Origin of the sequence: Sphingobium sp. BHU LFT2 (assembly GCF_018604485.1) — a bacterium.
GTDB classification, from domain to species: Bacteria; Pseudomonadota; Alphaproteobacteria; order Sphingomonadales; family Sphingomonadaceae; genus Sphingobium; species Sphingobium yanoikuyae_A.
Genome location: NZ_JAFCGW010000033.1, coordinates 1 through 18,810 on the forward strand (window position 1 = coordinate 1; position 18,810 = coordinate 18,810).

General features: G+C 60.1%; 14 protein-coding genes and 9 pseudogenes. 12 read left to right on the top strand and 11 right to left on the bottom strand.

Going from position 1 to position 18,810, the window contains the following annotated elements; all coding sequences use genetic code 11:
• Positions 1-89: 89 nt before the first annotated feature.
• Positions 90-850 (bottom strand): IS5 family transposase gene (locus tag JQK15_RS25460; protein ID WP_214869258.1). Its coding sequence is split into 2 segments (ribosomal slippage): positions 90-514 and positions 514-850, totalling 762 coding nucleotides; the frame shifts between segments, so codons are not numbered across the junction.
• A 137-nt stretch (positions 851-987) separates the two neighbouring features.
• On the opposite strand from JQK15_RS25460, the pseudogene JQK15_RS25465 reads away from it, so the two are divergent.
• Positions 988-1,925: pseudogene (locus tag JQK15_RS25465) on the top strand (IS630 family transposase).
• Positions 1,926-2,122: 197 nt separating this feature from the next.
• On the opposite strand, the pseudogene JQK15_RS25470 reads toward JQK15_RS25465, so the two are convergent.
• A pseudogene (locus JQK15_RS25470) lies at positions 2,123-2,441 on the bottom strand (hemerythrin domain-containing protein); the annotation flags it as partial.
• Positions 2,442-2,495: 54 nt separating this feature from the next.
• On the opposite strand from JQK15_RS25470, the pseudogene JQK15_RS25475 reads away from it, so the two are divergent.
• Positions 2,496-3,304: pseudogene (locus JQK15_RS25475) on the top strand (IS3 family transposase); the annotation flags it as partial.
• A gap of 209 nt (positions 3,305-3,513) precedes the next feature.
• Here JQK15_RS25475 and JQK15_RS25480 read toward each other — a convergent pair.
• Positions 3,514-4,234: pseudogene (locus JQK15_RS25480) on the bottom strand (transposase); the annotation flags it as partial.
• A 147-nt stretch (positions 4,235-4,381) separates the two neighbouring features.
• On the opposite strand from JQK15_RS25480, the gene istA (JQK15_RS25485) reads away from it, so the two are divergent.
• Positions 4,382-5,644: an IS21 family transposase gene (gene istA / locus JQK15_RS25485; protein WP_214869259.1), complete on the top strand. Its 1,263-nt coding sequence runs from the start codon at positions 4,382-4,384 to the stop codon at positions 5,642-5,644.
• Positions 5,641-6,501 carry an IS21-like element helper ATPase IstB gene (gene istB / locus JQK15_RS25490; RefSeq protein WP_214869265.1) on the top strand — a complete coding sequence of 287 codons (861 nt, stop codon included), beginning with the start codon at positions 5,641-5,643 and terminating at the stop codon, positions 6,499-6,501. Before istA (JQK15_RS25485) ends, istB (JQK15_RS25490) begins: the two co-directional genes overlap by 4 nt.
• A 73-nt stretch (positions 6,502-6,574) precedes the next feature.
• Here the strand turns inward: istB (JQK15_RS25490) and JQK15_RS25495 are convergent.
• Positions 6,575-7,159, bottom strand: a pseudogene (locus tag JQK15_RS25495) (IS110 family transposase); the annotation flags it as partial.
• A gap of 153 nt (positions 7,160-7,312) precedes the next feature.
• On the opposite strand from JQK15_RS25495, the pseudogene JQK15_RS25500 reads away from it, so the two are divergent.
• A pseudogene (locus JQK15_RS25500) lies at positions 7,313-7,675 on the top strand (integrase core domain-containing protein); the annotation flags it as partial.
• Positions 7,676-7,703: 28 nt separating this feature from the next.
• Here JQK15_RS25500 and JQK15_RS25505 read toward each other — a convergent pair.
• Both JQK15_RS25505 and JQK15_RS25510 read right to left on the bottom strand, forming a co-directional pair.
• A pseudogene (locus JQK15_RS25505) lies at positions 7,704-7,919 on the bottom strand (hemerythrin domain-containing protein); the annotation flags it as partial.
• Positions 7,920-7,933: 14 nt separating this feature from the next.
• Positions 7,934-8,149: pseudogene (locus tag JQK15_RS25510) on the bottom strand (IS3 family transposase); the annotation flags it as partial.
• On the opposite strand from JQK15_RS25510, the gene JQK15_RS25515 reads away from it, so the two are divergent.
• The gene (locus tag JQK15_RS25515) at positions 8,115-8,294 is read left to right on the top strand and encodes a hypothetical protein (RefSeq protein WP_214869266.1); all 180 of its coding nucleotides are present in this window, start codon (positions 8,115-8,117) and stop codon (positions 8,292-8,294) included. The pseudogene JQK15_RS25510 and the gene JQK15_RS25515 sit on opposite strands and share 35 nt — an antisense overlap.
• A 37-nt stretch (positions 8,295-8,331) precedes the next feature.
• Here the strand turns inward: JQK15_RS25515 and nhaA are convergent, their stop codons facing one another.
• Positions 8,332-9,711 carry a Na+/H+ antiporter NhaA gene (gene nhaA / locus JQK15_RS25520; protein ID WP_214869267.1) on the bottom strand — a complete coding sequence of 460 codons (1,380 nt, stop codon included), beginning with the start codon at positions 9,709-9,711 and terminating at the stop codon, positions 8,332-8,334.
• Positions 9,712-10,254: 543 nt separating this feature from the next.
• Between nhaA and istA (JQK15_RS25525) the strand changes: the two genes are divergently transcribed.
• From istA (JQK15_RS25525) to JQK15_RS25535, 3 genes are all read left to right on the top strand, one after another.
• The gene (gene istA / locus JQK15_RS25525; protein WP_214869268.1) at positions 10,255-11,808 is read left to right on the top strand and encodes an IS21 family transposase; all 1,554 of its coding nucleotides are present in this window, start codon (positions 10,255-10,257) and stop codon (positions 11,806-11,808) included.
• Between the two features lie 15 nt (positions 11,809-11,823).
• Positions 11,824-12,600, top strand: a complete 777-nt coding sequence (gene istB, locus JQK15_RS25530; protein ID WP_214869270.1) for an IS21-like element helper ATPase IstB — start codon at positions 11,824-11,826, stop codon at positions 12,598-12,600.
• Positions 12,601-12,710: 110 nt separating this feature from the next.
• Positions 12,711-13,025: a response regulator gene (locus tag JQK15_RS25535; RefSeq protein ID WP_214869272.1), complete on the top strand. Its 315-nt coding sequence runs from the start codon at positions 12,711-12,713 to the stop codon at positions 13,023-13,025.
• 16 nt (positions 13,026-13,041) lie between these two features.
• Here the strand turns inward: JQK15_RS25535 and JQK15_RS25540 are convergent, their stop codons facing one another.
• From JQK15_RS25540 to JQK15_RS25550, 3 genes are read right to left on the bottom strand one after another with little or no spacing between them, the layout of a single operon-like run.
• Entirely contained in the window at positions 13,042-14,184 is a 1,143-nt protein-coding gene (locus tag JQK15_RS25540) for an ATP-binding response regulator (RefSeq protein WP_214869274.1), read from the bottom strand.
• 2 nt (positions 14,185-14,186) lie between these two features.
• Positions 14,187-14,612: a response regulator gene (locus JQK15_RS25545; protein ID WP_214869276.1), complete on the bottom strand. Its 426-nt coding sequence runs from the start codon at positions 14,610-14,612 to the stop codon at positions 14,187-14,189.
• The gene (locus JQK15_RS25550) at positions 14,609-16,486 is read right to left on the bottom strand and encodes a CHASE3 domain-containing sensor histidine kinase (protein ID WP_214869278.1); all 1,878 of its coding nucleotides are present in this window, start codon (positions 16,484-16,486) and stop codon (positions 14,609-14,611) included. Before JQK15_RS25550 ends, JQK15_RS25545 begins: the two co-directional genes overlap by 4 nt.
• Before the next feature lie 242 nt (positions 16,487-16,728).
• Here JQK15_RS25550 and JQK15_RS25555 point away from each other — a divergent pair, with 242 nt between their 5' ends.
• Entirely contained in the window at positions 16,729-16,944 is a 216-nt protein-coding gene (locus JQK15_RS25555) for a hypothetical protein (RefSeq protein ID WP_214869280.1), read from the top strand.
• A gap of 348 nt (positions 16,945-17,292) precedes the next feature.
• On the top strand, positions 17,293-17,583 hold the full coding sequence (locus JQK15_RS27115; protein ID WP_251008053.1) for a hypothetical protein: 291 nt from the start codon (positions 17,293-17,295) through the stop codon (positions 17,581-17,583).
• Positions 17,584-17,984: 401 nt separating this feature from the next.
• Here JQK15_RS27115 and JQK15_RS25565 read toward each other — a convergent pair whose 3' ends face one another.
• Complete coding sequence (locus tag JQK15_RS25565; RefSeq protein ID WP_214869283.1) at positions 17,985-18,200, bottom strand: hypothetical protein; 216 nt, start codon at positions 18,198-18,200, stop codon at positions 17,985-17,987.
• Between the two features lie 367 nt (positions 18,201-18,567).
• Between JQK15_RS25565 and JQK15_RS25570 the strand changes: the two are divergent.
• Positions 18,568-18,810: pseudogene (locus tag JQK15_RS25570) on the top strand (sensor domain-containing diguanylate cyclase); the annotation flags it as partial.

Genomic DNA, 18,810 nt, shown 5'->3' on the forward strand with positions numbered 1-18,810 from the left:
TGGCTGCTTCCTTCCTTCAGGATTCGACAACCAGAAGTGTGCGCCTCCACCGGGGTCCGAGGAAGCAGCCGCAATTACACGATGACTCATTACGCACTGCACCAGATGCGCACGCAGATGAGCTTGATGGCTGCGAGGAAGTTGGCAGGGTCTTTGTCATAGCGGGTGGCGATGCCACGGAACTGCTTGATGCGGTTGAAGAATCGTTCGACGAGGTTTCGCTGTTTGTAGAGCCACGGCGAGAAGGCGAAGGGCTGCTTGCGGTTGGATCGATTGGGAATATTGGCCCACACGTTCCTGGCAGCAACGGCCTGACGGATGGCGTTGCTGTCATATCCTTTGTCCCCCAGCAGGGTTGCGCCCTCGGGAATGGCCTCAATCAGCGCTTCGGCTTCACAGGCATCATGGACCTGCCCGCCGGTCAGTCTCAGACCGACAGGGCGTCCGTCAGCATCGACAAGAGCATGGAGTTTGCTGGTAAGACCGCCCCGGGAACGTCCCATGCCACGATCGCAGCTTCCCCCTTTTTGCCCGTCGCACCATTCTGGTGGACGCGCATGCAGGTGGAATCGATCATCACTAGTTCGCCATTATATCCGGCGGAAACCGCTGCCAGAAGCCGGTCCCAGACCTCCGCTTTGCGCCAGCGGACGAACCGATTGTAACAGGTTGTCGAAGGCCCGTAGCGTTCGGGCACTTCGGCCCACGTCGCTCCTGAGCGAAAGCGCCACATAATCCCGTTGAGAACCCGGCGATCATCCACCCGCGCCACGCCCCGTGGTTTGTTGGGCAGCAACGGCTCGATAATCGCCCATTCCCGATCTGTCAGTTCGTACCGCCGCCGTGCCATCAAGCCCTCCAACTCTGGAGGCCTCTGAATCACGCCAATCGCCAATCCTCAAGGCTTTTTATGAGTTTACGGCCTAGTCATCTGGAACTGAAATAAGCATCATTGTATGATGTGGTTTCCTGGAGGGAGATCGCAACATGGCAAACATGATTGGCCGTCCAACGGCGGCTCTGATTTTGGGGCCGGAAGAACGTGAATATCTGGAACGTCAAGTTCGGCGGCGGCGTGTAGCGCGCTCGATGTCGGAGAGGTGCCGGATCATCTTGCGCTGCGCCGATGGCATCCAAAGCAAAGTTGTCGCTGCCGAACTGGGCGTGCATGAACATACGGCTGGCGAATGGCGGCGGCGCTTTTTGAAGGATCGTGTGGAGGGGCTTCTGGACGAGGCTCGCCCCGGTCGGCCTCGAAGGATCGATGACGATCAGGTCGCCGCAGTCATCGAGCGTACTTTGCGGTCGATACCGGCTGATGCAACCCACTGGTCGATCCGCTCCATGGCGGGCGCGACAGGCCTTTCCCATACCACGATCCGGCGCATGTGGGCCGCCTTTGGGCTGCAACCACACCGCTCGGAGACGTTCAAACTGTCAAGCGATCCACTCGCCACGGGACGACATCCTTGTTCGCGGCGCTCGACACCGCATCAGGCTTCGTCATCGGCAAATGTTACAAGCGGCATCGGGCCGCCGAATTCCTCGACTTCCTCAAGCAGATCGATGCCAGGGTGCCGCCCGATCTCGATATCCATATCATCATGGACAATTACGCCACCCATAAGACCGCACTGGTCAGGGCATGGCTGGCACGGCGCCCGCATTATCACGTCCATTTTACGCCGATATCAGCATCATGGATCAATCAGGTCGAGCGCTGGTTTGCCGAACTCACCCGCAAGCAATTGCGCCGTGGCGTTCATACCTCCACCACTCAGCTCGAACAGGATATCCGCGCCTTCATCAAGCAGCACAACCAGAACCCAAAGCCATACCGCTGGACCAAATCCGCCGATGAAATCCTCGCCTCCGTCAAGCGTTTCTGCCAGGCCACAGAGCGCACATTATGCGGCGAACTTTAGATTCAGATGACTAGCCCTCACTTCAGAAGGTGGCTGGCCCCCGCAAGGTCCGTACCCGACGACGATTAGCTTCAGGACCAAGCCTTGCGACATAGAGAGGATGACCACTGCGGTGGAGGATCCCGTCGGTTAGTGGTCGCCAGAAATGGGCCGCCGCCGTTTTCAGGTGCCAACCCATTCCTTTTTACTCGCACGGGTCAGGCTGCGAGCAGGTCCGCAGCCGTCGGCTTCGCGGCTGGCAGCCGCCGTCTTTGCGTGGGCAAGCAACTCCTTGCGTGCGGCCATCCTGTCGCGGAGTGCCACAAGATCGACGTCAGTTTTCTGGCATTGCGCGAACATGCCCTCGGGCGGCATTTCCTTCTCGTGGACATGATGTTTTATTTCTTCCGAAAGCACCTTGATCTTAGCGTCATAGAGGGCGTCGCCGCGCGAGCCGGCCTCTATGTCGTTAATCAGCACCCTGGCGCCATCATGTTCGACATAGGCTTCGTCGAGTGTGTCATCCTTGACGTGACCCCCGGATTTTCCTCCAAGCTTGATTAGAGTCTGGCCTGATGGAAGGACGGACAAATGAAGCGAGCAAGGTTCACAGAAGAGGAGATCATCGGCGTGCTGAAGGAACAGGAGGCTGGCGCGAAGACTGCCGACCTGGCTCGTCGCCACGGGGTATCGGAAGCGACGATCTACAACTGGAAAGCCAAGTATGGCGGTCTGGAGGTTTCGGAGGCCAAGCGATTACGGTCGCTCGAGGACGAGAACGCCAAGCTGAAGCGACTGCTGGCCGAGGCGATGCTGGATAACGCCGGGCTGAAGGATCTTCTCGCAAAAAATTGGTAACGCCCGCTGCCAAGCGAGAGGCGGTCGCTCGTCTCCAGGCGGTTTTGGGGATGAGCGAGCGGCGGGCGTGCCGTGTTATCGGCGCTGATCGGAAGAGCATGCGCTACCGGTCACAGCGAGAAGATGATGCTGACCTTCGGTTGAAGCTGCGTGAGCTTGCGCAGCAGCGCCGTCGGTTTGGCTATCGTCGGCTGCACATTCTGCTGCGGCGTGAGGGCGTGGTGATCAACCGGAAGAAGACACAGCGGCTCTATAGCGAGGAGAAGCTGGCGGTCCGACGCAGGCGCAACCGGCGCCGTGCCATCGGCGCACGAGCACCGGCTCCGGTGCTGGCGCTACCAAACCAGCGATAGAGCCTAGACTTCGTCCATGATCAGCTGGCTACAGGACGGCGGTTCCGAGTGCTCAACATCGTTGACGATATAACCCGCGAGTGCCTGCGCGCGGTGCCGGACACGTCGATCTCAGGGCGTCGGGTGGTGCGTGAGCTCACCGAGCTGATCGCCAAGCGCGGTAAGCCTGGGATGATTGTCAGCGACAACGTCCTAGGTTGGGAAGCAGCGGCGGCAAACGGCCAGCAGGTCTCATTGCGCCAATCACGATCAGCGCTGATGTTATTCTGATCCAGATGGCTTCCATCGTCAAGGAAAGCGCTCTCGGCCATAGCAAACACAGGATCCAGCGGCCGCTTCGGTCGTGGTCCTCACCGTCCTTAAAATGAGATGCGGGTGCCGGATGGAAGGCCCGAACATTATCTACAGGGTCGCAGAAGCGCCCTCACGGCTCCACAGAGAGGGGTCCTTTCATCTGGTGTCCGCCCGTTCGATGAACGGACGGTACTCGGTTCCCGTCTTGATAACGGCATGCGCGACGCGCGCCATCTTGGCGGTGAGTGCGGTCATCGCCTTGCGGCGGCGATCAGGATCGTTGCCGTGTCCGGCTACATAGCGCCCCAGCTTGTCGCGGAAGCTGTTGTCGCGCTGTCGGATGGCAACCTGGGTGGCCATCCAGAAGGTTCGGCGCAGCCTGGCGTTGCCGTACTTCGAGAGCTTGGTCCGCCCGCGGAAAGTGCCCGACTGGCAAGTGGCGAGATCAAGCCCGCAGAACTTGAGGAACTGGCGGTGATGGCCGAACCGACGCAGGTCGCCGGCCTCGGCGAGGATAGTCAGCGCGTTGATAGGCCCGATCCCTGGGATCATGCGCAGCAACTTGTAGTCGCGGTTCTCGGCCAGCATGGCATGCGCGGTCCGTTCAATCTCGTCGCGTTGCCGGATCAGGCTGCGCGCCTGCGCGATGACCATGCGGAACATCGCGATCGATATGGAATCCTCCTCGACCGGGAGTGCTATGGAGGCGCTGGCGGCCGCATAGATATCGCTGAGCAGTCGGGCCTTGGACACCTTGCGACCAACCAAGTCCCAAGCCTCGCGAGTGAATGCCTCCTGGCCAAGCGCGGTCATGCTGGCCGGTGTCATCGGCCCTGCAATTCTCCGCAAAAGTGGGCTTTGAAAATTCCCTAGTTGGTGGCCCCTTCATCTCATTCTGCCGGGGCTAGCCCCGGCAGAATGAGATGAGCCGACATCGTCCTCATCTCCTTTGCAGACGCGGAGACGGGGCCGATGATCCGACTTGGAGAATTGATGATGATCCTCGAGCTACATCGGCAGGGCGTATCGATATCCGCCATCGCCCGACGCACTGGTCGCGATCCCAAGACCATCCGCAAATATATCGAACGGGGCGTCGAAGCTCCGGTGTATGGCCCACGCGCATTGGGGCGGCCGAACAAGCTGGCGCCCTATCTGGAATTTCTACGCGAGCGGGTGACGGCCTTTCCTGATCTGACGGCAGCCCGCCTGACGCGTGAAATTCGTGAGCTGGGTTACATGGGCGCCTATACCGCTGTGAAGCGGTTCCTGGCAGCGATCCGACCGGAAAATGGCCCCAAGCCCTTCGAGGTTCGGTTCGAGACGCCGCCTGGTATACAGGCGCAGGTCGACTTCGCCCGGTTCGTGGTCGACTTTACCGATGAGCCCGGCGTCAGCCGGATCGTTTGGCTGTTCAGCCTGGTGCTGGGGCATTCGCGCTTCCTGTTCGCGCGCTATGTCATGCATCAGGATCTCCAAACTCTGTTGTGCTGTCATATGCAGGCTTTTGAAACGATCGGCGGCGTCCCGATCGAGATCCTCTACGATCGCATGAAAACCGCCGTGACCGGGGAAGACGATCAGGGTCACATCATCTACAATCGATCATTGCTGGCTCTGGCGGGGCATTATTGCTTCGTGCCACGCGCCTGTCGCCCCTATCGGGCCAAGACCAAGGGAAAGGTCGAGCGGCCGTTCAGCTACATCCGCAAGGACTTCTTCCTGGGGCGGAGCTTCCGCAATCTGGAAGATCTCAACGTCCAGCTGGTCGACTGGCTCGATACCGTCGCCAACGTCCGTGTCCACGGCACCACGCAGCGGATCATCGCCGATGCCTTTGCCGCCGAGCAGCCCGAGTTGCAGCTGCTCCCGGCGGGGCGCTTCGACGCGGTTCTGAAGCTGGAGCGCCGGGTCAGCCACGACGGCATGGTCTCTGTCGGCGGCAACTATTATAGCGTCCCCGACCGCTCCCGGCGCGTCGTCGAAATCCAGCAACTGCCTGACAAGATCCGGATCATCGACCTGGGCAATGTCATTGCCGAGCATCCTGTCCTGGAGGGGCGCCGGCAGTACAGGATCGATCCTGCGCATCGGACAAATGGCAGCGGCGCTAAGCGTCGTCACCACCCAAAGGATGCAATCACCATTGGCCGTATCGGCGAGCATGTCGCTGTGCGCTCTCTGGCGATCTATCAGGCGATCGGCAGCCAGCTGGCGCGGGGAGAACGGCCATGAACCATGGCGGTGCCGCGTCCCGCGTCGATAATATCCGCCGCAGTCTGGTCCATCTCAAAATGCCGCGCGCCTTGGAAATGCTCGACGCCACCCTGCGCGGCATCGAGCAGGGCAAGATCGATGGCGTTGAGGCGATCGACATATTGCTGAACGAAGAACTGTCGCTGCGGGAGAACCGCAGGATCAAGGCGGCCCTGCGCATGGCCAGGCTGCCGATCATCAAGACGCTGGACGGATATGACTTCTCCTTCCAGCCATCGCTCGACCGCAACCGGATCCTGGCGCTAGCCGGCCTCGACTTCATCAACCGGGCCGAGGTCGTGCATCTGCTGGGGCCGCCTGGCACCGGGAAAAGCCACATCGCGACCGCCCTCGCAGTCGAAGCCGTGAAGGCAGGCAAGAGCGTCTACTTCATCCCGCTCGCCGATCTGATCGCGGCGCTGGCCAAGGCTGAACGCGAGGGCACGTTGCGCGAAAGGATCCGCTTCTTGTGCCGCTCCTCCCTGCTCGTCGTCGACGAGATCGGATATCTCCCTGTCACGCCAGGCGGCGGCAACTTGTTCTTCCAGCTCGTCAACGCCCGATACGAAAAGGGCGCCATGATCCTCACATCCAACCGCGGCTTTGCCGAATGGGGCGAGGTCTTTGGCGATCCTGTGGTGGCCACCGCCTTGTTAGACCGCCTCCTTCACCATGCTGTAGTCGTCCAGATCGAGGGCTCGAGCTATCGCATGCGACAGCACGCCAACCTGCTGCCTGAGCACGCGCGCACAACTCCATCCATCAACCCGCCGCCCTTACCGAAACGGCGCGGCCGACCGCCAGCAAAGGAAAAGCTCGATCTTCATCACGGCTGATCACCGGAAACCATCCCGCCAAACTAGGGAATTTTAGATGCCCACTTTTGCGGAATCTTCGGTGCCCGTTGACAGCCGGGGTGGGGAACCGCTCAAGCAAGGCGAGGAACCAGTCGGAGCGGCTATTGCCCGCGAAGCGTTCGATCTCCGGAAAATAGAGCGGCAGATAGTGCGTCAGGAGACGATGCCAGGTCTGGGTCTTGGCCTTGGAGATCGCCTCGTGCGTCTTGGACATCTCCTGCAGATCATTGATGCCGGCGGCAAGCGGATCGACGTAGCGCTGGGTCGCGCCGATCCGGAGCATGTGCAGGATCACCTGCGCATCCTTGCTATCGTTCTTGTCCCAACCATTGTGCAGCGCCTCTCGGGTCCGGGCCAGTGCGACGGAAGAAATCAGGCGCAACTCGAAGCCCGCAGCGAGCAGACGGTGCGCCAGGGTGCGGTGGTAGTTGCCGGTAGCCTCGAAGCCGACGATGATCGGGCGCCCGATATCGCCAAGATCGGTTGCGAGGCGATCATAGTCTACCTTGGTCGCCATCACCGTCATCTGCCGTCGGCGCCCGCCTTCGGGGCGCTCAATCAGAACCTCCTGGCGATGCTTGGACATATCGATGGCTACCAGCACGGCGTCGGCGGGAGTAGATGTGCGCTTGGTCATGGTCGGTCCGTCTCCAAAGTGTTGAGTCGACAACTTCACTCTAGAGACCCGCTGGTCGGTCATGACCGCCTTGATGAAGCCGGCGGGCGCTACGCGCTCTTGGCTTCATCAAGGCGATGCGGCCCTTCGAGAGGCCGCTTCCCAATGTGCTACGGCACCGAGCTGACCTCGAACGCTGTCCTCGCCTGGTGCGGGGAGGTCGGGGTGGAGTGGCACTATATCGCCCCGGGCAAGCCGATGCAGAATGGTTACGTCGAGAGCTTCAACGGTCGGATGCGCGACGAGCTGCTGAACGAGACCCTGTTCCTGAGCCTCGACCATGCCCGGGTGGTGATCGCCGCTTGGGCAGAGGATTACAACCAGGAGAGGCCGCACTCATCCCTTGGATACGAGACCCCAGCGGCCTTCGCCGCTGAACTGAATAAGCAATGGCCTGCTTCGCTACGCCCTACGGGCTCCGCTGCGCAGGCCATTGCTCAACCCGCGCTCATGCGCAACAAAGCTGCCCGGCTCTAATCCCGACTGGAGGAAATCCGGGGGTCACGTCATCCTCGATCAACCCGCGAAAGGTGGGATAGGAGATTTCTTCCTCGACGAGCGTGTGGATTTTGAGCTTAACACAAATCTCGTGCGCCAGCGTCTGCTTGAGGTCTGCGGATTTCGCAGCCTCGAACTTCTCGAACAGATCCTCGATCTTGCGATGGTCGGCCTTCAACAGGGCGATCGCATCGTTGTGGCCTGCTGCCGGTTTGGCGGACACCGAGATAGGCTCAATCAGGCTACGCCAGCGTCTCGTTCGAAATCTATGGGGCTGAGATTTCCAAGGGTCGAGTGCCGCCGGGTCGGATTGTAGAAGAATTTGATATAGTCGAATACCTCGGCCTTTGCTTGGGCCCTCGATCGGTAGACCTTTTTCCCGATCCGCTCGGTCTTGAGGGATGAGAAGAAGCTTTCCATGGCGGCATTATCCCAGCAGTTGCCGGACCGGTTCCCGTACCACGCGTTCGTCCGCGCCCAGCCCTATGTGGAAATCGAGTTGAAGCCGAGTCCGATCGATGATCCGAAGGGGCAAGCCACCTGGGCCGTTCGGCTCGGTACTGCGGCCCGCGAGGCGCTGGACAGGACAGCGCTTTAGCTCCCTGCGGAGAATACGAAAATGAATACAGCCATTTCTATCTTTTTGCGGGCACGCTCCTGAATACGGCGTACCCGAACAAACCGGAAAGGACCGAGGCCGCGAATACGCCCAAGGCGGCCTCCTCGAACTGCGTCTCGTCCGTAAAGGCCAGTTCGGCGATGAAGAGGGATATGGTAAAGCCGATGCCGGCAACGCCCCCGATACCAAGCACCATTCTCCAGTTCAGCCCTTCCGGCAAGCGAGCGAGATGCAGCCGACACGCGAGCCAGGTCGCGAAGAGAAAGCCTACCGGTTTGCCGACCGCCAGACCGGCTATGATGCCGATCGCCAGGTTTGAATGCAGAATGTCACTCAGCAGGTCTGGGGAAAAATGTATCCGCAGGTTGGAAAGAGCAAATAGCGGCAAGACCACATAAGAAACCCACGGTGTCAATATCCGGATCAGCTTGGCCGCGGCTTCATCGGTAGCTGCTGCCATCTCGTGGACGTAGCCCAGGTTTTTCTGAGCGGACAGATGATGAGTATCCTCTTCATCCGGATCGTCGGCCCGGGCGGCCGCAGTCTCGGCTTTCTTGATCTCGTCGATGGGGCGCTGGACATGCGCTGCAAAGCGCCGCTCTGAAAGGCGAGAGTTTGTCGGAAGCAGTAGACCTATCGCGACGCCGGCTATCGTGGGATGAACCCCCGAACCCAATATGCCGATCCAAACCACGATGCCCAGAAAGACATAAAGGATTGGAGTGACCCAGTTAAGGCGCAGGAACAGGATTATGCCGAGATATGCCGCTCCTGCCAGTGCGAGAAACCAGGGTTGAAGCGCAGCGGTATAGGCAAAGGCTATCACTAGCAGGCCAAACACATCGTCTATCGCTGCGAAGGCGAGCAACGTGGCGCGAAGCGATGGCGGCAAGGAGGTCGCGAACATACTGACGATCGCCAGACTGAACGCCGTATCCATCGCCGCCACCGTTCCCCAGCCATGCTGGGCTTGGGTACCAAGGTTGAAGGCAAGGTAAATAGCCACAGGAACAACGAGACCACCTATCGCACCAACGACAGGGAGGGCTGCGGTCCGAGCTGACGACAATGACCCTTTCACGAACTCGCGCTTCACCTCTGTTCCGATTATAAGGAAGAACAGCGGCATCAACGCGTCATTGATCCATCCCGACAGGGGTTTCGCTATTGCCCAGCCATCATAGGTCAGCCTCAGTGGGGCGTCCCAGATGTGCGCGTATGTTGAACCCCAAGCGGTGTTGATCAGCACGAGTGCGGCGATCGACGCGATCAGCAGCGGGCCGCCGGATACCTCGCCGATGACGAAGAAGGGTTCAAACTTCCTAAGGATGGCAGCCGCGGGCGAGTGATGGGCCCTTGCGGCGATGCGGCCCGACTGACGAGGGGGCAAACTCATTTGCCGTTCCTGGATTCGGTAAAATCACCGGGCATGTCTCCTCCAACCCGACCAAAGCGAAATCGTTGCAAAATGCTGTCGAGCAGATGCAAGTTTGAAGTCCGGTAAGCAGGAAGGTGCCAGTAGGATTGCCGGCGCTCGGCGGACTATGTCCGATCATTGCCAATGGACGTGCCGGTTCGCCGCATGATCGGCAAAGGCCTTGCGAGACTATTTCATGCAGTGAACTATGCGGGCAATGCCAACTGGCTGATTAACACTCTGTTTCCAACGGGAACGATGCCGCCGAATTTTGATTTTATCTGCTATGGAAGAAGCTGCCCATCCGATCCGCCGAGAGGAGATTCTCGTCGTTGATGACGAGCCGCTGCTCAGAATGTGCGTGTTTCGGAAAGTCCCGGACAGCGATTCCGGTAAGTCGCGGACAGTGATTTCATAAAGTCGCGGACAGGCATTTCGCTAAGTCCCGGACAGTTTGTGCGGTTGGTCATTGGGTGCGCCGGTTTGGCATGAACGTCCCCGCAAGCGGAGCTTGGAGGGACCATGCCGAGACGGAAGCAACCGAGACGAGCGGACGTGAAGGACATCAGATCGATATTGCGGCTGACCCATGAGAGTGGGCTCTCGGTGCGCGAAGTGTCGGAGCGGCTTGGGCTGAGCAAGTCGACCGTGTCGACTTACCTGCTGCGGGCGCGTGAGGCAGGGCTGGACAGTTGGCCGATGCCAGATGGCGGCGGCGATGACGCTGCGCTGGAGCGCAAACTCTTTCGGCAAATGGGACGGCCGCCGCGGGATACGAGCGAGCCGGACTGGCAACTGGTCTCCCGTGAGATGAAGCGCAAAAGCGTGACGCTGCTGTTGCTGTGGCAGGAATACCGCGAGGCCCATCCCGACGGCTTTGGCTACACCTGGTTCTGTGACAAGTTCGGCGCGCACGAGAAGCGCGTACACCCGACCTATCGGCATCGGCATGCCGCCGGTGCGGTGATGCAGACTGATTACGCCGGTCAAACGATCCCGTTGATCGACCCCGGCACCGGCGAGATCCACCAAGCACAGCTGTTCGTCGCGGTGCTTGGGGCCTCGAGCTACACCTTTGCGGTGGCGAGCCTGCACCAGCGGCTGCCTGACTGGATTGAGGGCCAGGTCCGGGCGCTGGAGTACTTCGGCGGAGTGCCCGCTTCCATTGTCTGCGACAATCTCAAGGCGGGGGTGGCCAAGGCGCTATGGTTCGAACCGACCCTGACTACGACCTTTGCCGCGATGGCAGAGCATTACGACACGACGGTTCTGCCGACCCGGCCGGCGAAGCCGAGGGACAAGGGGAAGATCGAGGGCGCGGTGCTAATCGCGGAAAGGTGGATCATCGCGCGCTTGCGCAATCGGCAGTTCTTCGACCTGGCGGTGCTCAATGCCGAGATCGGCCACTTGCTCGAAGTTCTCAATGGCAAGACGATGCGTCACGTCGGTCGTTCGCGCCGCGAGCTGTTCGACGAGATCGAGCGCGCGGCGCTCAAGGCGCTGCCGGTTACCCCGTTCGAATACGCTGAATGGAAGAGCGCCAAGGTTCATCCCGATTACCACGTTGCCGTCGACCGCAACTTTTACTCGGTTCCGCATGGTCTGATCGGCCGCAAGGTCGATGTGCGGCTGACCCAGCGGGCGGTTGAGATCTTCCAGGATCACAAACGGGTTGCCAGCCATGTTCGCAGTTCGCAGCGCGGGTTCCACATCACCGTCAACGCCCACATGCCCAAGGCTCACCAGCGTTATGCCGACCGGACGCCGGCATCGCTGATCGAGCGCGCGGCCAGGATGGGCACCAACGTGGCGATCATGGTCGAGCGCATGATGCGTGATCGGCGCCATCCCGAGCAGGGTTATCGCTCGGCGATGGGCATCCTCTCGCTAGGGCGCGGCTATGGCCATGTCCGTCTCGATGCGGCCTGTGACCGCGCGCTGGCAATCGAGGCCACCACATATGCCTCAGTCCTCTCGATCCTCAAATCCGGGCTGGATCAGGCCAGTCCTGCCCAAGAACCGATCCGGCCAGCTCCATCGCACGGCAACATCCGCGGTGGGGTCTACTATCAGTGAAAGGAAGCGACGATCATGCTGACACACCCCATGTTGGACCAGATGCAGACGCTGGGGCTCGCTGGGATGGCGAGTGCTTACCGTGAACTTGCCGAACAGGCGGGAAGCGAAGGGCTCGCCCGGGACGAATGGCTCGGCCTGATGCTCGATCGGGAGATGGCGATGCGTTGTGACAAGCGGCTCGCCAACCGGCTTACGGCCGCGCGACTACGATTCAGCGACGCCTGTATCGAGAACATCGACTTCGCCGCGCACCGCAAGCTGGACCGCCGCAGCGTCCTGGCGCTTGCGCAGGGCGACTGGCTCAAGGCGCATGAACATCTAATCATTACAGGGCCAACCGGTACGGGGAAAACCTGGTTGGGGTGTGCGTTCGCCCGTCAGGCAGCCCGGCTCGACTACTCGGTACTCTACGTTCGCATGCCCCGCCTGTTCGAAGATCTGGCAATGGCCCGGCTCGACGGCCGCTTCCCGCGCCTGATCGACAAGCTCACCCGCATCCAACTGCTCGTGCTCGACGACTGGGGCAGCCATGGGCTGACCGAGCAGCAGCGCGGCGATCTGCTTGAAATCTTCGAGGAGCGCTACAAGCGTAAATCCACCTTGATTACGGCTCAGTTACCGGTCGCTCAGTGGCACGAAATGATCGGTGCCCCCACGATCGCTGACGCCATCCTCGACCGCCTGGTACACAATGCCCACCGCATAACACTCGAAGGCGACAGCATGCGCAAAACCCGACCCGCGCCCCTCTTGACCGACACCGAGAAAGCCGAAATCATAACAGCCTGAACCTCAACAAGGCACCTAAGACCAAACTGCGCCAGCTGTCCGGGACTTAGCGAAACGCTTGTCCGCGATTTTGTGAAACGGCTGTCCCGAACTTCTGAAATACGCACAGAATGGTTTTGGTGGATTTGTTCGAGGAAGCAGGCTTCCGAGTGGAGGAGGCGGGCGATGCCAGCGAAGCACTTGACCTGTTGAAAGCGCATCCTTCCATCCGCATTGTCGTGACCGACATTCAGATGCCCGGATCCATGGACGGCCTGCGCCTCGCGAACTATATCCATGATGCATACCCGCCAATCGCACTGATCGTGTGCTCGGGCGCGATATCACCTGACGGAGGCGCGCTGCCGCAGTCCGCCATCTTCATGCCCAAACCGGTCGATCATGCCATTCTGCTGCGCACGGTGAGCGAAATGTTGTCTGCGTAAGGAGGCTAAAGTCCTGCTATTGTTCAGATAAGTCGTCGAAAACTAGCGAAAAGGCGGTTCCTTCGCCCACGTTGCTGACGACCTCCATCTTGGCTCCCATCCGTTCGACAAGGTCGCGGCAAAGCAGTAGTCCCAGCCCGCTTCCCTTCTCTCCCGCGGTCCCTGGCGTCGTGACGCGGCGATCGATGCGGAAGAGATTGTCGATGGCCTGCTGCGACATTCCTACGCCGGAATCCCGAACATGGATAACGAAGCGCCTGTCGGTTCCTGTTTCGCAGGCAATGGTGACGCTGCCACCTGCTGGCGTAAACTTGATCGAATTGCCGACCAGGTTGCGCAGCACCGTCGCGAGCATATCCCGATGGGCACGGACCATCCCGCCGCCACACTCGAACGACACCGATACGCCCTTTTCTTCAGCCGTGTGCCGGCACACGCTCGTCGCTTCCTGCGCGATAGCAGCCACATCGACCATCTCGAGTTCGACATCGCCGCTATCCATCTGGAGCTGTGCCCAGTCGAAAAGGCTTTCCATCAGGGCGTGTGCCTGTACTGCAGCCTCCTGCACGGCCTGCGCACGGATTTGGACCTTGCCGGGATCTTTTTGCGCAGCGGTTCGGCTCAAAGAGTCCGACAGACCAATAATCGCCTGGAAGGGATTGCGCAGATCATGCGCGATGATCGAAAGCAGCAAGGCCTTCTGACGATTAAGCGCATCGAGAGCGCGGGATTTTTCCTCGGCTTCCCGCTTCGCCTGCTCGAGCTCCGCCAGAAAAGTGCGCCTTGCCTTGGCATAGCGGATCGCACGCGCAAGGCCCGAAGGCTTCAACTCCGCCTTGCTCAAATGATCGAGCGCCCCCGCCCGCATCAGATCGAGGGCCGTCTCGGGGTTGGTCTCGCCGGTAAGGATCAGGACGGCATTGATGCCGCGCTCGGGAGCGAGCAAAGCCCCCAGCACATCGAAGGCATCGGCGTCGGGCAGACGATAATCGAGCAGGACGCAGTCGAAGGTCTTCTCGCCAGCGAGCGCTAGGCCTTCGGCAGCGTTTGCTGCCTCCGTCAGAACCCAGGTGAGGTCGGAGGCCGACAGCGCCCGCCGGACGGCCTGGCGATCGACTTCATCGTCGTCAATAAGGAGGATATGCGTCTCGGTCGGCATCGTCAGCGCGGAAACTCAACGATTCTCCAATAATGTTCAAGCAATGATACCGCTTCCATGAAGGTGTTTGCCGGGTCCTGCTTGACGATGTAGCCCGCGACATTGTGCCCGTAGGCCCGCGCCTTGTCTTCGTCCGCCTTGGAGGTGGTGATCATGAATACCACAGAGCCTTTCAGGTCCTCATCCGCCCGAATGGCCTCCAGGAATTCGATGCCGTTCATCCGCGGCATGTTGAGGTCGAGCAGGATGAGGTGCGGCTTGGGCAGCTTTTCATAGCCGTTTTCGCCGCGCAGCATTTCCAGCGCTTCGATGCCGTCGCGAGCCACCGTGATCGGATTGGCGATCCGACTTTTGGCGAAGGCGCGCTTGAGCCCTTGCACATCGACCTCGTCATCTTCGACGAGCAACAGATTGACGGTTGGGCTCATGCTCGTTGTTCCTTGCAGATAGCGGGCCAGGTGAAATGAACGGTGAGGCCGCCGGCCTCATTCTCGCTCAGCCACACCTGTCCAGATTGCCGTTCGACGAGCTTCCTTACAATCGCAAGCCCCATTCCGCTACCTTCTACTTCATCCCTTGGCTTGAGGGTCTGGAACATCCCGAACACCCGTTCCCGGAACTGCTCGGGTATGCCTGCCCCATTATCGCTAACGGTGAACTCGTACATGGTGCCCAAGGATCGCGCCTTAACCTGGATAAGGCCATGGAATGGATCCGGATGATGCTTTACCGCATTGCCGATGAGGTTTTGGAGCGTCTGGGTGAGCGCGGCTTGAGGGGTCACAATCGTCGGCAAACTCGCATCCGCCTCGATCCGAAAACCCTCCGGCGGGCTGATGAGGGCAGCAAGGTCCGAGACCAGAGCCCTGGTATCGACCTCTCGGATCACATTGTCGTCGCGCCCGGCGCGCGAATAGGCGAGCAGGTCGCTAAGCAGGCTTTCAAGCCGACGTACCCGGCTCTTCAGCAAATCCATGTTCGTTCGGGTATCGCCCTCCAGCTTGTCGCCCAGATCCTCCTCGATCCAACTCGCCAGATTTTCGATCCCGCGAAGAGGCGCTTTGAGGTCGTGGGAAGCGACATAGGCGAACTGCTCGAGCTCGGCATTGGAACGCTGGAGATCATGAGCCTGGTGCCGCAGCTTCTGGTCGATTTCCTTTCGGTCCGTTACATCAGTAAAAAGCGCGACGACCCCAAGGATACGGCCGCTATTGGCGCGGTGGGGACGGAAGTAACCCTCGAAATCCCTCGGCGACGCGGCATCGGGCAGCTGGAAGGCAAACCGAACTTCCTCCCCGCTAAGCGCCGCCTGGAGTTCCTCCCCGGCGCCCGGGAAAGTCCTTTGAGGAAACAATTGATCCAGATCCCGGCCCGAAACATGAGCTACGTCTTCGGTCGTGACGCTGAAGCGGCGCGCGAACTCCTCATTCAGAAAGCCGATGGATCTATCCGCTTCGATATAAGCGATCATCGCCGGCATGGTATCTGCGGTGACCCGCAGGACCGACGTGCGATCGAGTTCGATGAGGCTGTCTTTGAACACCGCGACGGCACGCGCCATGGCGCCGACCTCATTGCGGTGGTTGAGGCTTGGAATGGATACCGACGTGTCACGCGCGACAAGCCGCCGCATCGTCTCCGTCAAACCCACAAGGGGACGGGCTACGTACCGGCTGAGGGCCAATGCAACCCCCAGACTGATCAACAATGTCAGGATCAGCGAAGCCCAAAGGGTGAACCGCGCGGTTTCTTCCGCGCGCGTAACCAGACGAGTCTGGACAACCAGCGAATCCTGTTCGCGCTGTTCGATAGTGGCGAGCCGTGCGCGGAAGGTGTCGAACATAGCCTTGCCCTGCCCGTCTGCTTCGATCGAACGGGCATGATCGCGCGCCGTGGGATAGGCCATGTCCCTGACGATGACGGCGCCAACCTGACGCTGCCAGTTTCGTGCCGCTTTTTCGGCTTCTTCAAGCGCATCCAACTGAGGTTGGTTCGTGCCCAGCAGATCCTTCAATTCCGCGATACTATGGTCGAAGTTGCGTTGCCCCTCTTCATAGGGCTCCAGACTTGTCCGACGCCCGGTCAGCAAATAGCCACGCGCGCCGGTCTCCTGGTTGAGCATCTCGTTCCTGATGGCGCTCAGTCCGGCAATGATCTGCGAAGAGCGGAAGCGCGAAGCGGTCGCAGAATGCAACTGGGACAAGGTGATAAGGACGCCGCCGCTGCCCACGAGCGCAATGAGGCCGATCACAGCGATTGCGAAGCCGAAAGTTCGGTTCAGACTGTAGGTGTTCTCTCGCATCGCGCATTGCATAGCCAGGCCGTGGAAAAATATCAGTAATAGTTTTCAGATTTTGGTCGGCGGCTCACTCCCGGAGCTTGGGCCGGTGAAGATTCCAAGGTGACGATTCCAAGGTATCGCTCCGCGCCGCCTAATCTCACACGCCTCGAACGTACCTCCATTGCCTTCCGCCGCGCGTGAAGAAACCGCAATCCAGAGGAAGTGTGGGTTCTTCCCGACGAGGCCTTGTGAAGGAAACGAGAGTGAATCGCACTGAAACGATGCGCTTTTTGGCTGTGAGAATGATCGCAGGTCTGGCCGGTGATTGGAATACGGGCGCGACACGCAGCATAAGCGACGTGACATGGAGGGCCGAGGAAGCAGCTGGGTTCATCATGGAAAAGGCCGGGGCCGGGAGGCTCGATATCTGTGCAACAAAAGACCGGGTCGAGGACAGGAAGGCGCCCAAAAACAACTGAATCCGGCACAGGAACCCACATCCTACGTGAACATATGGTGTTCCGACAGGAAGGTGAACGACGAGATTTAGCCAGCCTGACCTGTCTAGATGCGGGGAAAAAACGCTGGTCAGTCCATTTTACAGGCCCGCGCCGGCGCTTTGCCCGGCTGTCGAACAAGCGTCGCCCATCTGCCGGTTCGGGTCGCCATCCGCAAACCGCCCCACAGACGCAGGATCATGAGCACGCGATGAGCGTAATCGACACTATCGCCGCAGCTACGCCCGCTGCCACTTCCCCAGCCCCCGCAAGAACCGCCATCCCGGACGTATCCATGCAAGTCCGCGATCTGTCGCATTCGACGGTCTCATGGTTCCAGGCTTACTGTGGCTGCAGATCATCATCGCGGTGGCCATCGCAGTCGCTATCGTTTCGGTGCTCTACACACTGCGCGGCCTTGGCGCGCGTCTGTGCCGCGGGGAGCGCCGGCGGGGCGACTGGCGCACCATCTTCGGCCGGGTCATCACCAAGACAACCAACTATTTCATCATCATGGTGGCCATCAGGGCGGTTGACGGCTACGCGCAGACGCCGCCGATGCTCGACAAGGTGGTGACGTTCCTGTTCACCCTGGCGGCGGTGATGCAGGGTGCGATCTGAGCGCGCGAATTCATCCTGGGCGCGATAGAACACAAGACCTCGGCCGAGCATTTCAAAGGCGAGGCTATTATCAACGCCATGGGTCTCGTCCGCTTGCTGGTCAGCGTGGTCGTCTTCGCGGTGGCCGCCGCACCTGACGGCAAGCTGATCATGCCCTATCCGGGCAACGCCAACTGATGAGATGCTAGGGCGCCGTCGGCGCTCGAACAGTTTGGGCGGCGATCGGCTAGACCCAGGCGGTAATGAAACCTTCCCGGCATATGGCCGTCGATCCCCGCGAACCCAAACCGGACGACGTTCATGTAGAGCCTCCCCCCGAAAGGCATGAATCGGCCCGGTGACCCTCCGATTTTTGAGTCGAGCGGATTTTATTGCGTCCGGTGTGATTTTTTGGCCAGGGCTCAGTACGTGGAGGGCGGGTCGCTGGCCGGAAAACTTTCGTCGCTTGCCTCGTCAACTTTGCTCCAGGACGAGGGAGGGGTAGTCATGTTCTCTGGCCCAGCATCTCGAACATCTGCACAGGCCGGGTCGTCGGGCGTCTTGCGGGGGATTTTCCCGGCATATTTGTAGATGGCGTAGCCCACGCCGCCGATCGCAAATAACCTCATCCAGCGCATATCCTATCTCCTGCCGCTCGGGAGCCAAACGCATGGCGGATCGTTCCGTTTCGCGGCGGATATTCGTGCGGGATTGAAAAATCGCACGAAGGTGGAGTTGCCTCGGTATCTTCGCGCCTGTCAACAAATACCAGTTCGTCGAAGGGCAGGAGGGTTTTCAATGAGGCCTAATGAAAGCCACCGCGGCGCTTGCCGCGCGGCGGCATCAACTGGGCAATCGGCCGCCAATGCGGACCGTCTTTCCCTTGAAGGCTCTAGATTCTTCACGGTATCGCCGTTGAAAAAGTACATGGCTCTCGCGAGAGAATTAGCGCGATAAGGGATTTGCTAAACTTTCGTCCCTAATACTGCTCCAATGGTTGATTTCATGTCCACGTTCAACGCTTTGCGCGAGCTCGAACGCCTGGCCGTTCTGGATGGGCTGGACGTCATGAATTCGCGCAGCGAGCGCGAACTCGATGCCATGGTGCAGCTTGCCGCACGGGTGGCTGGAACCAAAAGCGCTGGCATCAGTCTGGTGGACGACCGCCGCCAGTTGTTCAAGGCGCGGCATGATATCCCATTTGCCGAAACGCCTCGCGACATGTCCTTTTGCGCGCATGCCATGACC